This is a genomic window from Halapricum sp. CBA1109 (assembly GCF_009741825.1).
GTDB lineage: Archaea > Halobacteriota > Halobacteria > Halobacteriales > Haloarculaceae > Halapricum.
Map to the genome: position 1 here is coordinate 1 of NZ_WPCA01000083.1, position 12053 is coordinate 12053.

General features: G+C 64.1%; 13 protein-coding genes, 1 tRNA gene and 4 pseudogenes. 9 read left to right on the forward strand and 9 right to left on the reverse strand.

Annotated elements, in window-relative coordinates; genetic code table 11:
• Window positions 1–343 precede the first annotated feature (343 nt).
• From GJ629_RS10110 to GJ629_RS17105, 5 genes and pseudogenes are all read left to right on the forward strand, one after another.
• Window positions 344–1251, forward strand: a pseudogene (locus GJ629_RS10110) (decarboxylating 6-phosphogluconate dehydrogenase).
• 53 nt (window positions 1252–1304) lie between these two features.
• A pseudogene (locus GJ629_RS10115) lies at window positions 1305–1880 on the forward strand (2Fe-2S iron-sulfur cluster-binding protein); the annotation flags it as partial.
• 635 nt (window positions 1881–2515) lie between these two features.
• A pseudogene (locus GJ629_RS17095) lies at window positions 2516–2602 on the forward strand (GNAT family N-acetyltransferase); the annotation flags it as partial.
• Between the two features lie 362 nt (window positions 2603–2964).
• A pseudogene (locus tag GJ629_RS17100) lies at window positions 2965–3084 on the forward strand (hypothetical protein); the annotation flags it as partial.
• Window positions 3085–3132: 48 nt separating this feature from the next.
• The gene (locus tag GJ629_RS17105) at window positions 3133–3456 is read left to right on the forward strand and encodes a sterol carrier protein domain-containing protein (RefSeq protein WP_231754582.1); all 324 of its coding nucleotides are present in this window, start codon (window positions 3133–3135) and stop codon (window positions 3454–3456) included.
• A 147-nt stretch (window positions 3457–3603) separates the two neighbouring features.
• On the opposite strand, the gene GJ629_RS10130 is transcribed toward GJ629_RS17105, so the two are convergent.
• Entirely contained in the window at window positions 3604–3810 is a 207-nt protein-coding gene (locus GJ629_RS10130) for a cold-shock protein (RefSeq protein ID WP_157512861.1), read from the reverse strand.
• 249 nt (window positions 3811–4059) lie between these two features.
• Between GJ629_RS10130 and GJ629_RS10135 the strand changes: the two genes are divergently transcribed.
• The gene (locus GJ629_RS10135) at window positions 4060–4311 is read left to right on the forward strand and encodes an antitoxin VapB family protein (protein ID WP_157512862.1); all 252 of its coding nucleotides are present in this window, start codon (window positions 4060–4062) and stop codon (window positions 4309–4311) included.
• Window positions 4308–4703 carry a PIN domain-containing protein gene (locus GJ629_RS10140; protein WP_157512864.1) on the forward strand — a complete coding sequence of 132 codons (396 nt, stop codon included), beginning with the start codon at window positions 4308–4310 and terminating at the stop codon, window positions 4701–4703. Before GJ629_RS10135 ends, GJ629_RS10140 begins: the two co-directional genes overlap by 4 nt.
• Here GJ629_RS10140 and GJ629_RS10145 read toward each other — a convergent pair whose 3' ends face one another.
• The 8 genes from GJ629_RS10145 to GJ629_RS10180 all read right to left on the reverse strand — a co-directional run bounded on the left by GJ629_RS10145 (window position 4704) and on the right by GJ629_RS10180 (window position 9517).
• Window positions 4704–5015, reverse strand: a complete 312-nt coding sequence (locus GJ629_RS10145; protein WP_157512865.1) for a tyrosine-type recombinase/integrase — start codon at window positions 5013–5015, stop codon at window positions 4704–4706. It lies immediately after the preceding gene.
• Window positions 5016–5123: 108 nt separating this feature from the next.
• Window positions 5124–5525 (reverse strand): type II toxin-antitoxin system VapC family toxin, encoded by a 402-nt coding sequence (locus tag GJ629_RS10150; RefSeq protein WP_370515859.1) that lies wholly within the window; start codon window positions 5523–5525, stop codon window positions 5124–5126.
• A complete protein-coding gene (locus GJ629_RS10155) occupies window positions 5522–5758 on the reverse strand; it encodes an antitoxin VapB family protein (protein WP_157512867.1) in 237 nt (78 codons plus the stop codon). Before GJ629_RS10155 ends, GJ629_RS10150 begins: the two co-directional genes overlap by 4 nt.
• Before the next feature lie 527 nt (window positions 5759–6285).
• A tRNA-Pro gene (locus GJ629_RS10160) sits at window positions 6286–6356 on the reverse strand.
• 71 nt (window positions 6357–6427) lie between these two features.
• Window positions 6428–7297 (reverse strand): RNA-guided pseudouridylation complex pseudouridine synthase subunit Cbf5, encoded by an 870-nt coding sequence (locus GJ629_RS10165; RefSeq protein ID WP_157512869.1) that lies wholly within the window; start codon window positions 7295–7297, stop codon window positions 6428–6430.
• Window position 7298: 1 nt separating this feature from the next.
• Window positions 7299–7874, reverse strand: a complete 576-nt coding sequence (gene cmk, locus GJ629_RS10170; RefSeq protein WP_157512870.1) for a (d)CMP kinase — start codon at window positions 7872–7874, stop codon at window positions 7299–7301.
• 48 nt (window positions 7875–7922) lie between these two features.
• Window positions 7923–8834 carry a DUF106 domain-containing protein gene (locus GJ629_RS10175; RefSeq protein ID WP_157512872.1) on the reverse strand — a complete coding sequence of 304 codons (912 nt, stop codon included), beginning with the start codon at window positions 8832–8834 and terminating at the stop codon, window positions 7923–7925.
• A gap of 35 nt (window positions 8835–8869) precedes the next feature.
• Window positions 8870–9517, reverse strand: a complete 648-nt coding sequence (locus GJ629_RS10180) for an adenylate kinase (RefSeq protein ID WP_157512874.1) — start codon at window positions 9515–9517, stop codon at window positions 8870–8872.
• Window positions 9518–9756: 239 nt separating this feature from the next.
• On the opposite strand from GJ629_RS10180, the gene GJ629_RS10185 reads away from it, so the two are divergent.
• Together GJ629_RS10185 and hemE are read left to right on the forward strand one after the other, a co-directional pair.
• Window positions 9757–11004 (forward strand): inorganic phosphate transporter, encoded by a 1248-nt coding sequence (locus tag GJ629_RS10185; RefSeq protein ID WP_157512876.1) that lies wholly within the window; start codon window positions 9757–9759, stop codon window positions 11002–11004.
• 48 nt (window positions 11005–11052) lie between these two features.
• Window positions 11053–12053, forward strand: a 1001-nt coding sequence (gene hemE / locus GJ629_RS10190; protein ID WP_157512877.1) for a uroporphyrinogen decarboxylase, incomplete at its 3' end; no start/stop codon positions are given.

A 12053-nucleotide genomic window follows, 5' to 3' on the forward strand; every position in this document is an offset into this window, starting at 1 on the left:
GGACTCACTGCGTCGTCGTCTGTGAAATAGCTGTTTTCAGTTTTCATTGTTGGATCGTGTCTGCCTGCACACGCCAGCGGCCCGAGGCCGCACCGCGTGGGGGGTGGCGTGCCTGCCAGCAGTTGTTGTGGCCACCCTACATAAACATTTACCATCGTTACCATCACCCCGCTCCCGTCCGGTGTTTTCTACCGGTGAAAAGACCACTGAGCGGTGTTTTCGCTCCCGATATTCGGACGATAGTGTTGCCCAGCAATCACGACGGGGCGACAGGAGTCTCGTCGGGGCCGACCCGGCGGCGGGAATCACAACCCCTACTACGGGGCTGTGCGACGGTTCCGGTATGGACATCGGCGTCATCGGACTCGGACGGATGGGACGAATCGTCACGGATCGGTTGCTCGCGGCCGATCACGACGTGGTCGCGCACGACATCGACCCGGAGGCCGTCGCCGACGCGGCCGACGCCGGCGCTGAACCGGCCGAGTCGATACCGGATCTAGTCGAACGACTCCCCGAACAGAAGCGCATCTGGCTCGTGGTCCCCTCGGGCGACCCAGTGGACGCGGCCGTCGAGGAACTCGATCCGCTGTTGGACGAGGACGATATCCTCGTCGACGGCGGGAACTGCCACTTCGAGGACTCGATCCGACGGGCTGAGTCGCTCGATGCCGCGTTCCTCGACTGTGGTACCTCGGGCGGGCCCGCGGGCGCGGAACTGGGCTTCTCGCTGATGGTCGGCGGCCAACAGTGGGCCTACGACGAGATGACGCCCGCCTTCGACGCGGTTGCGACCGGACCCGACGGCCACGACCGGATGGGGCCGGTCGGGTCGGGCCACTACGTGAAGATGGTCCACAACGGCGTCGAGTATGCGCTGATGCAGGCCTACGGCGAGGGGTTCGAGTTGCTGGCGGAGGGGCGGTTCGACCTCGACCTCGAAGCGTCGCGCGCACGTGGAACAACGGCGCGGTCATCCGCTCGTGGCTGCTGGAGCTGTGCGAGGAAGCCTTCCGCGAGGAGGGCACCGACCTCGGCGACGTGGCCGACCGGGTCGAGGGTGGCTCGACCGGCACGTGGACCGTCCAGGAGGCCCTCGAACAGGAGGTTCCGGTGCCGCTGATCTACGCGGCGCTGGCCGAGCGCTTCGGATCGCGAGCGACCGGTGACGGTTCGGGTCGGTTCTCCCGACGGCTGGCCAACCGGCTCCGGTACGGCTTCGGTCGGCACGAGGTCCCCCGCAGAGAGTGATCAGGGCCGGGTGAAACAACAGTTAGTTAAGCCCCTATTCCGTAGCCGCGAATATGGTTGAGCTATTGGGTGTCGTGCTCGGTGCGACTCTGACACTCGTCGCTGTCGTGCTCCACTACGCCAGCGGGACCGGCTGGCAGCCCACGGAGGACATCTCCCAGACCGTCCTCGAAAAGCGGGCCGAGTCGGTCCCCGAGACGGACTTCGCCGAACCGTACAACCGCGGTGTCGGCGGCGGCGCGCCCGCCGGTGCCATCCCCGGCGGCGACTCCGAGGGAGAACTGGCCGAGTCCGACGAGAGCGACGACGAGTTCGATCCCGCGGCGATCGGCGACGACGAGGTCGAGTACTACGAGATCGAGTTCGCCGCACAGGGCGAGACGATAGAGGTCGCGAACAACGAGACGCTGCTGGAAGCCGGCGAGGACGAGGGCTACGATATGCCCTACGCCTGCCGGCAGGGCCAGTGTCTCTCCTGTGCCGGCCACATCGAGGAGGGCGCGGCCGAGGAGTACGTCCGCCACAGCAACAACGACACCCTCTCGGAGGAAGAGATGGACAAAGGCTACTGCCTGACCTGTACCGCCTACCCGACCACGGAGTTCACGCTCACCTCCGGCGAGCAGCCTGACGCCTCGGCGTTTTCCGAATCCGAACCACTAACAACGCTCCCGAGCCACTGCTCCGGTATGAGCGACGACTTCGAATCCGAACTCGCAGCGGCGTTCAGAGAGTACGGTGCCGACGCGGCGACCGCCGACGACGCCGCCGCGAAGGTCGCGGCCTTCGACTCGGAGTACGACCTCGAACTGACCGCCGACTCGGTCCTCGACACCTTCGAGGGAGCACCCTACGGCGAGTTCGAGAACGATTTCGACTACGTGATCGGTGACCTCGCGGCCGGCGTCGAGGACTGTACCGACTCCCGGGAGTTCCGCCTCGACGGCTTCGGCGACCTCGCCGCCGACCCCGAGCAGAGCGTCTGAGACGGGACCTTTCTTTTTGTTCGCGGCCGCACAGGTCCCGATATGGCCGACTATCGTCGGATCGACGACGCGGACCGGGAGACGTACCACCGGTTCACCCGCTACGGGTTCGCCGCCGAACAGGGGCCGCCGGATCCCGACGACGACCAACCCCGAGAGACGGATCTGTTCGACCGGCGGGGGTACTACGAGGACGGGCAACTGGTCAGCGGCTGCAAACGCTACGCCTTCTCGGCCGTCGTGCGCGACGCGTCCGGACCGTCGGCGGCCTCGGAGCGCTGGCGACACCGCCGGAACACCGCGGGCAGGGGTACGCCCGTTCTCTCTGCCGGAACGTCTGTCGGGAGTACGCCAGCGAAGGCGTCGGCGTCGTCGTCCTCTGGCCGTTCTCGGTTCCCTTCTACCGCCGGATGGGGTGGGCCGTCGCGAACGATATCTACGAACTGGCGTGTCCACCGTCGGCGCTCCCAGAGCACGACCCTGCGGGATCGTTCCGCCCGATGGACGCCGACGACTGGGAGCAGTTGCGCCCCGTCGGGGCCGCGACCGGCGAGGGCGTCACGTTGTCGATGCGCCGCTCGGAGGCGTGGTGGCGAGAGCGCACGCTGACGAACTGGACCGGCGGAACCGAGCCGTTCGTCTACGGCTACGAACGTGACGGCTCCGTCGCGGGCTACCTCTCTACACCGTCTCGGACGACGACGGCCACGACCGGCCCCTATCGGTCGACGCCTTCGGCTACACCGACCGAGAGGCCCACCGAAGCCTGCTGGGGTTTCTCGGTCGCCACGGGTCACAGATCGACCACGTCGAACTGCAGTATCCGACCCACACGCGACCGCTGGATATCGTCGACGACCCGAAGGCCCTGACCTGCGAACGCGTCCCGGGGCCGATGGCTCGGCTGACCGGGTTGGATCCACTCGGCGAGTTAGACTGGAGCGTACTGGACCACCCGATAACGCTCGACGTGTCTGACCCGTTGCTCGACGCGACCGATGGTCTCCTCCGAGTCACCGAGGACGGACTCGAACGGACCACGGCGGGAACGATAGACGCCGAGACCGATATCGGTACGCTGACGCAGTTGTACCTCGGCCGCTTCGACCCGTCGACGGCCGAACATCTCGACGGCCTCGATATCGAGGACAACTCGGTCCGGGATGCCCTCGCGACGGTGTTCCCGGAACGGCCGATCTGTCTCCGCGAGTTCTTCTGAGCGGCCGCATTCTTCAGCCGTGTCACAGAACGGTCGTCGGACCCGATCCGCGAATCGGTAGCGCGGACAGAGCGTCCGCTCGGGCGTGTGATCGGCTGAAAAATCGAAATCGGTGTCTGTCGCTGTGAGCGACAGCAGTGTCCGGAGTTACTGTCGGACGACGTTCGCCGCGCGGGGACCCTTGGGCGCGGACTCGATGTCGAACTCGACCTCGGTCCCTTCCGTGAGGTCTTCGCCGCCGACGTCCTCCATGTGGAAGAACACGTCTTCGTCGTCGTCGAGATCGCCGTCGTCAGTCGAAATGAAACCGTAGCCGCCTGTGTCGTTGAAGAAATCAACCTTACCGTTTGCCATTACGAACAGACGGAGGGTCCGCCGAGGGATAACCCTTCTGCGGGCCGCGGTACCACGACTCTTCGTCGTCCGTCCCGAGACAGTCCGATAGTTCAGTCGATCAGCGCGACACCGATACCGAGAGAACAGTCGCCGGCGATCTCGACGCCCGCGAGTAGCCGACACCGCGGCTCGACCGAGTATTGAACAACGACTGACCACTCAGGGACCGGCGACACACCTATTTGTCTTTGTAAACGACGTATTAGTATGAGTCACCAAGTGCGACTAGATGACGATGTCTACGAACGCATCAAATCGGAGAAGCGAGAGGGTGAGACATTCAGTGACACTATCGAGCGACTGACGGAGGACTACGGACTACTCGACCTTGCCGATGCAGACGGGTCTATCGACCGTGATACGTTTGAGGAAGCTCAGAAGACTGCAAAGGAGGCCGAACGAGAAGATGCCGAAAAACTGGCCGAGAAGATGTCTCGTGAAGAGAACACTGCTCAATGATACTAGACACCAACTACTTGATAGCAGTTGACTCGGGTGATACGGGGGCGGTCGAGAAAGCGCGTGAACTTGAGAGTACAGACCGACCGCTTCGGATTCCGACAGTGGTTATACACGAGATATACAGAGCAGTTGGAATGAGTGGCCGACCCAACGACGACGCCGACCGTTACGAGAAGTTTTTCAGCAGCTGCCCAGTGGTGCCGCTAGACGAGAATATCGCGCGGCGAGCAGGTGTACTCGATGGAAAATCGATGGCGAGTGATTCAAGCAAGAGCTTAGATGTAGCAGACGCAGTCATCGCCGCGACAGGACTTGTTCACAACGAGGCGGTTGTCTCAGACGACTCTGATTTGATGGCTGTAGACGGTCTGGAAGTCGAAACGTACTGACTACAGCCACTTGACTTTCTGGCGCTCTCGCCGCTGTGCCTCCGGAGTATGCGTCCCGCGGCAGTGGTCGAGAAACGTGTCGAGGTCGTTCCAGCCGCCCCAGTCACAGACGACCATCGCGTCGACGTCGGCGCTCCGGAGTTGCGTCGCCCACGTCCGCCGGAGATCGTGGAAGCCCACGTACTGCCAGCCGGGCTCGTCAGTCTGCTCGCGGAGGTCGTCCGTCGCCTGGTGTATCCAGCGCCGGAGCGACCGCGAGCGTCTGTCTGCTGTCGTCGAGAACGTCGCTCGATGTCTGTTTCGGAGAACCATACCCTCTTGCCGTCGTCGTCGGGGTAGTCTTCGAGGTTCGCGTTCCGCTATGCTTGGGACCCGGAGATAAACCTCCGATTTGACCCCCTCGTGAGCCTCGGTCAGGGGTCAGGAAACGATGACGTGGATGTCGGTAAGTTCGTGAATCGGAGACTTGTCGAAGTCGTTGCTGTTGTGAGTGACGAACGTCGCGCCGGCTTCGTGAGCGGTGGCGAGATTCAGAAGGTCAAGTTTGTCGAGTGCGATATTCTGTGGGAGAAGCCGATCATTGAGACGCCACGCTTCGACTGCGACATCGTCTGTAAATGGAAGAATCTCATCGAAGACTCTGTGAAGCTGCTGTTGGGTCCGGGAAACGACATCCAGCCGGCTGTAGTGCTGTAAGAACTCGAAACTGACCAATGACGGGATCGCCCAAGCCTCGTTGCTGTACTGGCTCAGATGCGATTTTACCACTGGATCGTCTTCTCGAAGAAGTTTCACCGCAACGTCGTTATCGAGTACGATCACTGCTCAGATCGTTCTGTTCGCTCTTCGAACGACTCGTTCAGTTCTTCGTGTGTTTCGGTGACTGATTCGCCCAGCCCTTCGTCTTCTGGCCTATCGAAACTGCCAGCGATAGCTTCGATATCCTTCTCGTCTCGGCTGAGTCGAGCAAGTAACTCATCAAACGTCTCGTCGTCGCGCTTCAACCGTTCGAGCCGAGCTTTGGTGTCGTCGGAAACTCGGATTGTAGTGGTCATAGGTATACGTTGTATATTGGCCCCTGTATTTGTTTCGCCGGCTCACTCAAACAAACCGTAGTCGGCAAGAGAGACGAATCAGGCAGCCGCTCGACGGGTGGAACGCTCGCTGGAGGCAGTCGCCCTGCTCGATGTCGTAGTGGTCTCGAAGCTGAGTCGGTATCACGGAGTAGGTGGTTCCGAGGTTGATTTGGACCTGCGCGGACCCCTCGGGCGAGAGGTTGCTGAGAACGACTCCGTAGCGTCGAGCAGCGAGCCGAACGTCGCACTCAGGTACTAGCCGAGATACGCGCCAGCAGTTGACTTCCAGCTACCGTTTTTCATACATACAAATCACTTCAGTAGGGACGCCGAGCCACGCGATCCAACCTTCGACACACTATACGGGAGTCACAGGAGCATACGCCGAGCGAAGCGGGGCGTTTCACTCCGCGCGACCATCGGGAAGCGCGGAGGTCGTTTCCCCCACGTTTTTGCGAGGAACGGTGAGCGCCGCCGGCGCTCACCTGACGAAGTAAAAAGTGGTATGGGACCGCCGAGATTCGAACTCAGGTCCTACCGACCCCATCGGCAGAGGATACCACTACCCTACGGTCCCGCGTTTCCTCAGAAGGGTGACCACGGTTAAAGCGTGTCGTTTTCGATCCGCCGGACGCGAGTCGAATCGGCCTACACCAGTACCCGCTCCAGTTCGACGACGGTCCCGGTGTCGGCCGCGGGGTCGCCGACGAGGTGGCCGATACAGACCGCGGCCCCGTCGGGCGTGTAGCAGGCGACGAGTTGTTCGGCGGGGGTCGCGTCGCACTCGATCACGCCGGGCGCGTAGATCGGGGCGCCGTCGGCGACTTCGGCGGCGGCACTGGGCGCGATAGTGACCGACGGGAGCGACGCCAGCGCCCGTTCGGCGGGGTCGACGGCGTCCCGGAGCGGTCCGGCGTCGTCGTCCTCGTGGTACCACGCCAGCGCGTCGGTCAGGTCGTGCATCGAGACGAGGTCGGTGTCGTCGAAGCGGCCGGTCGCGGTCCGGCGGAGGTGGCCCATATGCGCGCCGGTCCCCAGCGCCAGTCCGATGTCGTGACAGAGCTTCCGGACGTAGGTGCCGCTCTCACACCGGATCCGGAGGAGCGCCCGGCGGTCCTCGATTTCGAGCAGATCGAGGTCGTGTATCTCTCGGACGCGCAGGCGGCGCGAGACGGCGCTTTTCTTCGGCGGCTTCTGGTAGAGCGGTCCCTCGAACTCCGCGACAGTCTCTCGGATGGAGTCCGGCGGGCGGCCGTGGAGGTGGAGGACGGCGACGTACTCCTTGACGCTGTCGTCGAAGACCTGTGCCATCCGGGTGGCGTCGCCGAGCAGGACCGGGAGACAGCCAGTCACCTTCGGGTCGAGGGTGCCGGCGTGTGCGGCGCGGTCGACGCCGGCCATATCCCGAAGCCACGCGACGACCTGATGGGCCGAGGGACCGGGCGGTTTGTCGAGGTTGACGACGCCGAACCGGAGCAGCGTCTCGGGGTCGCGGTCCTCGGGTGGGCCACGGGACATCTCAGAAGTCGTAGTCGACGCCGACGGTGGCCTTGCCTTCGTCGCCGTCGCGCTTGTAGGAGTCGACGGCGTGGAGCGTGACGGCGAGGACGCCCTGTGGCCCCCAGCGAGCGGTGTTGACGGCCAGGTCGTAGATCGAGAGGTCGTCGATGTCTATGTCGTAGTACTCCCGGTAGCGGTGGGCCTCGCTCTCGGCGCGCTCTTGGGTCTCCTCGCGGGCCTGCTCAAAGGGCTTGTTCTCCCGCTGGGCGATGCGGTCGGCGCGGATTTCCAGCGGCGCGTGCAGCCACAGTTTGATGTCGGCGTAGTCGCCGGCCATCCAGCCGGCCAACCGAGACTCAAGAACGAGGTCGTCGCGGTCCCGTGCGATAGAGCGGAGCCGCCGGTCCAGATCAAGGTCGATGGTCTCGTCTTCCTCGGCCTGTTTGTTCAGTTCCAGCGGCGTCATCCCCCGCTCCTCGGCCAACTCGCGGAAGATGTCGCCGCCGCTGACGTGCTCGTAGTCCAAGGCGTCGGCCAGACTGGCAGCGAGCGTACTCTTGCCGCTGCCGGCGGGGCCGGAGACGGTGATCAACATATCCGATCTGGGAGGGGACAGCTAAAATGGATTGCGTCTCGCCGCGGGTCAGGACGGCGAGGTCTGGATGTTCAGCGCCTTTCGGATGAGCTGTGAGAGGGCGATAGAGCAGACGATGTACCAGATGATCCACACCTGCATCGGGCCGAGGACGCCCGCGTCCCACGAGGAGAAGCTTCCGAAGATGGGCATCTGGATGACCGTCCCGGCGACGCCGGCCCCCTGATCGAGGACCTGCCAGTACAGCCAGAGGAACGCCGGAATGGTGAACAGCATAATCCACGGCATCGAGCGGAACTGCTGTTTCATCATCCCGAAGTTCTCGCTGACTAGCTCCATCTGCTTCTGTCTGATCTCTTCGAGTTCTTCGTCGTCGCCGCGCTCTTTGGCCGCTTTCTCACGCTCTTTGAGGCGTTCCTGTTCTTCCTTGTACCCGTCCATGTTCGCCATCGTCGTCAACTGGTCCTGAAAAACGGCCGAGACGAGACCCGTCAGGACAGCCAGCACGAGAACGACCATATAGAACGGGACGAGCCCGTTGAGCGGGCCGAAAAACAGGTCCAACACGCCACCGACAGCGTTCCGAATGGAATCGAAGTAGTACCCCGACAGCATCCCGAACGCCGCCAGCGCCGCGACCTTGTCGTAGATACTCCAAGACCCGTCGCCGTCCTCGTCGTCGCTACTTGTAGTACTCGTCCCGGACGCGGGGTCAACGTCGACGCCGATGGCCTCCCGGACGCCGTCCGGGTCGTCGACGACGAACCCTTCACCGCCGGCGTCGACGAGAATGTCTTTCTCGATCAGGCGCCCCCACTGGCCGCTGGAGAGGTCGTCGCTCACGTCGCTCCACGCGATGACGCCTTCTTCCTCGGCGGCTTCGAGGACCCGCGCCAGTGCCGCCTCCATACTGGCGTCCTCCTCGAGCAGGGCGTCTACCTTACTCACTGTTCGTGGCATCTACACCCTAGTAAACGCTGGGCACAAATCAGCCTTTACGTTCGCGACTCGATGGCGTCGTCGATGGCCGACCACACTTCATCGAGGGACCCCTCGCCGTCGACGTCGACGAACCCGTCGTGATCGCGGTAGTGGTCGACGACCGGCGCGGTGTTCTCCTCGAAGACGTCCAGACGGTTGCGGACGGCCTCCTCGTTGTCGTCGTCGCGCTGGATCAACTCGCCGCCACACTCATCACAGACCCCCTCCTCGTCGGGCTGGTCGAACTCGACGTGATAGTTCTCGCCACAGTCGTCACACACCCGCCGGCCGGTGAGTCGGTCGACGAGTTCCTCGGTGCTCACCGACAGCGAGATGACCACGTCGAGGTCGGTCATCCCTTCGAGTTCGGCGGCCTGATCGAGGTTTCGTGGGTAGCCGTCGAGGACGAACCCGTCGGCGCTGGTCAGTGCCTCCTCGACGATGGCGTTGACGACAGCGTCCGGCACGAGGTCACCCTGCTCCATATACTCCCGCGGGGTGTCGTACTCGGTGTCCATATCGCTGATGTCCATATCCTTGTTCGCCCGGAGGGCGTCGCCCGTCGTGACGTGTTCGACGCCGTACGCCTCGACGATGTTGCCCGACTGCGTCCCTTTGCCAGCGCCCGGCGGCCCGAGCAGCAGAATTCGTGGCTGACTCATACCGCCCGCTTTCTCGTCGGTGGTTAAATGGCTGTCCAAACTGCGCCGGGTGGCCCGAGAGATAGAGACGAGGTTGGTCGACTCGTTTCGCCGCCGCTGGTGGGGTCGGGTGACGGACTGAACGGCCGTCGGTGGCGTGCCCAGCGCCCTCCGACGACGGCCGCGGTAAGATCCGACAGGCGCTCGTCGGATAGATAGCCTGTTGTGGGTGGGGTAGATAATATCGCCTACCCACAACGATGGTCGCGCTGTTGGCGGTACTCGGTATCGGTGTCGCAGTGTTCGTCGGATACAACATCGGTGGCTCCTCGACGGGGGTCGCCTTCGGGCCAGCGGTCGGGAGCCGACTGGTCCGAAAGGTCACTGCCGGCGTGCTGTTCACGGGGTTCGCCCTCATCGGCGCGTGGACAGTCGGTCGGAACGTCATCGACACGATGTCGAGCAGCATCGTCCCTGCCTCGCAGTTCACGCCGGTAGCGAGCGTCGGTGTCCTGTTTTTTACCGGGCTCGCACTCCTCGTCTCGAACCTCTACGGCGTCCCGGCCTCGACGTCGATGACGGCCGTCGGTGCCATCGTCGGACTCGGGCTCGCGACGGGGACCCTCAACGAGGCGTTGATGTTCACTATCGTCTCGGCGTGGGTCGTCGCCCCCCTCGTCGGCTTCCTCTGTGGTGCCGTCATCGGACGCTACCTCTACCCGTATCTCGACCGCTACATCGCGTTCACGCGCCTTGACGACCATCTGATACAGGTCGACGGAAGCGGCGCTGTTCCTCGACCGACAGTCAACAGTAACGCCACCGTTCGGGACCTAGTCGGGTCGGTGCTCGTCGTCGTCATCGCCTGCTATATGGCGTTCTCCGCTGGAGCCTCGAACGCCGCCAACGCCGTCGCGCCGTTGGTCGGTGCCGGGGGACCACTCACCGTCGACCAGGGCGTACTCGTCGCGGTCGGTGCCTTCTCGCTGGGGAGCTTCACCATCGCACGGCGGACGCTCGACACCGTCGGTGACGACATCACCGAACTCCCGATTCTGGCCGCTCTCATTGTCTCGACGGTCGGCGGGACGATCATCACTATCCTCTCCGCGCTCGGCATCCCCGCCAGTCTCGCGGTCAGTACGACGTGCACCATCATCGGTCTCGGCTGGGGACGTGCGAGCCGAGCCGCGAGTATCGCCGACCTCGCCACGCCGACCCCGAACGAGAGGCCGGCCGTCGCGACTGGGGCGCTCACGGCCGGTGGACAACAGGAGAACACGCCGACCAGTCCGACCGTCGGTGAACTCGCCGACCGCGAAGCTCCGGCGGCACCGGCCGACGACGAGACGCCGGACGTCCCGAGTATGGGGAGCGAGGACGCCGAGGAGTTGTCGGCGGAGAGTCTATTCGACGCGTCGGCCGTGAGTCGCATCGTCACGATGTGGGTGTTGACCCCCACTATCGGCGTCGTCTGTTCGTTCCTGTTGTTCTCGCTCGTGCTGTGACCAGCGCAGGACACAACGCCTTAATCACCGCCTCCCGAATGTGAAGCGATGAGTGACCTCCTCGTCCGCGCGGCCCGCGGCGAACGGACCGAGCGCCCGCCGGTGTGGCTGATGCGTCAGGCCGGACGGCACATCCCCGAGTACCGCGAGATCCGCGAGAACTACAGTTTCGTCGAGGCCGTCACCACCCCCGAGGTGGCCGAGCGCATCACCCTCCTCCCGTGGGACCGCTACGAACCGGACGGCCTCGTGATGTTTTCTGACATCCTCGTCGTGTTGGAAGCGCTGGGCCTGTCCTACCACATCGAGTCCGGCACCGGCCCGGTCATCGAGGACCCCGTCACCGGGCCCGCAGACACCGACCGCGAGCAGACCCCCATCGCCGAGAGCCTCGACTACGTCGGCGCGCTACTGGACCGCCTGACCGACAGCGTCGGCGACCGGACGAGCATCATCGGCTTTGCCGGCGGGCCGTTCACCCTCGCATCCTACGCCGTCGCCGGCCGCCCCTCGCGCAACCACCTCCCGGTCCGGAAGTTCCGCGTCCAACACCCCGATGCCTTCGAGACGCTGCTGGACACCTTCACCGACGCCGTCGTCGAGTACCTCCGGTATCAGGTCGACCACGGCGCGGACGTCCTCCAGTTGTTCGACACCTACGCCGGCGTCCTCCCGCCGGCGGACTACGAGCGCTACATCGTCCCTCGCCACCGCCGGATCTGTGCGGCCGTCGACGCCCCGACCATCCTCTTCGTCCGGAATATGGCCGGACGGCTAGACCAGTTGGCCGCCGCCGACCCGGACGTGATCAGCCTCGATTGGACCGTCGAGATGGGGGCCGCGCGGGACGCCCTCGGCGAGACGCCCGTGCAGGGGAACCTCGATCCGTCGGTGCTGTTCGCCGACCAAGAGACTGTCGAGGCCCGAACCCGCGAGGTCATCGACGCCGCCGGCCCCGAGGGCCACATCCTCAACCTCGGCCACGGCGTCAACCGGGACACGCCCGTCCAGAGCGTCCGGACGTTCGTCGAGACGGCGAAGTCCATCTC

What these genes read in the sequence shown, in the direction of transcription:
- GJ629_RS10165 (WP_157512869.1), bottom strand. Translation starts at nt 7,297, where the DNA reads ATGTCCCGTGGCCCACCCGAGGACCGCGACCCCGAGACGCTGCTCCGG.
- GJ629_RS10145 (WP_157512865.1), bottom strand. Translation starts at nt 5,015, where the DNA reads ATGGTTCTCCGAAACAGACATCGAGCGACGTTCTCGACGACAGCAGAC.
- GJ629_RS17105 (WP_231754582.1), top strand. Translation starts at nt 3,133, where the DNA reads ATGGCTCGGCTGACCGGGTTGGATCCACTCGGCGAGTTAGACTGGAGC.
- GJ629_RS10185 (WP_157512876.1), top strand. Translation starts at nt 9,757, where the DNA reads ATGGTCGCGCTGTTGGCGGTACTCGGTATCGGTGTCGCAGTGTTCGTC.
- GJ629_RS10135 (WP_157512862.1), top strand. Translation starts at nt 4,060, where the DNA reads ATGAGTCACCAAGTGCGACTAGATGACGATGTCTACGAACGCATCAAA.
- GJ629_RS10180 (WP_157512874.1), bottom strand. Translation starts at nt 9,517, where the DNA reads ATGAGTCAGCCACGAATTCTGCTGCTCGGGCCGCCGGGCGCTGGCAAA.
- GJ629_RS10175 (WP_157512872.1), bottom strand. Translation starts at nt 8,834, where the DNA reads ATGCCACGAACAGTGAGTAAGGTAGACGCCCTGCTCGAGGAGGACGCC.
- GJ629_RS10155 (WP_157512867.1), bottom strand. Translation starts at nt 5,758, where the DNA reads ATGACCACTACAATCCGAGTTTCCGACGACACCAAAGCTCGGCTCGAA.
- GJ629_RS10130 (WP_157512861.1), bottom strand. Translation starts at nt 3,810, where the DNA reads ATGGCAAACGGTAAGGTTGATTTCTTCAACGACACAGGCGGCTACGGT.
- cmk (WP_157512870.1), bottom strand. Translation starts at nt 7,874, where the DNA reads ATGTTGATCACCGTCTCCGGCCCCGCCGGCAGCGGCAAGAGTACGCTC.
- GJ629_RS10140 (WP_157512864.1), top strand. Translation starts at nt 4,308, where the DNA reads ATGATACTAGACACCAACTACTTGATAGCAGTTGACTCGGGTGATACG.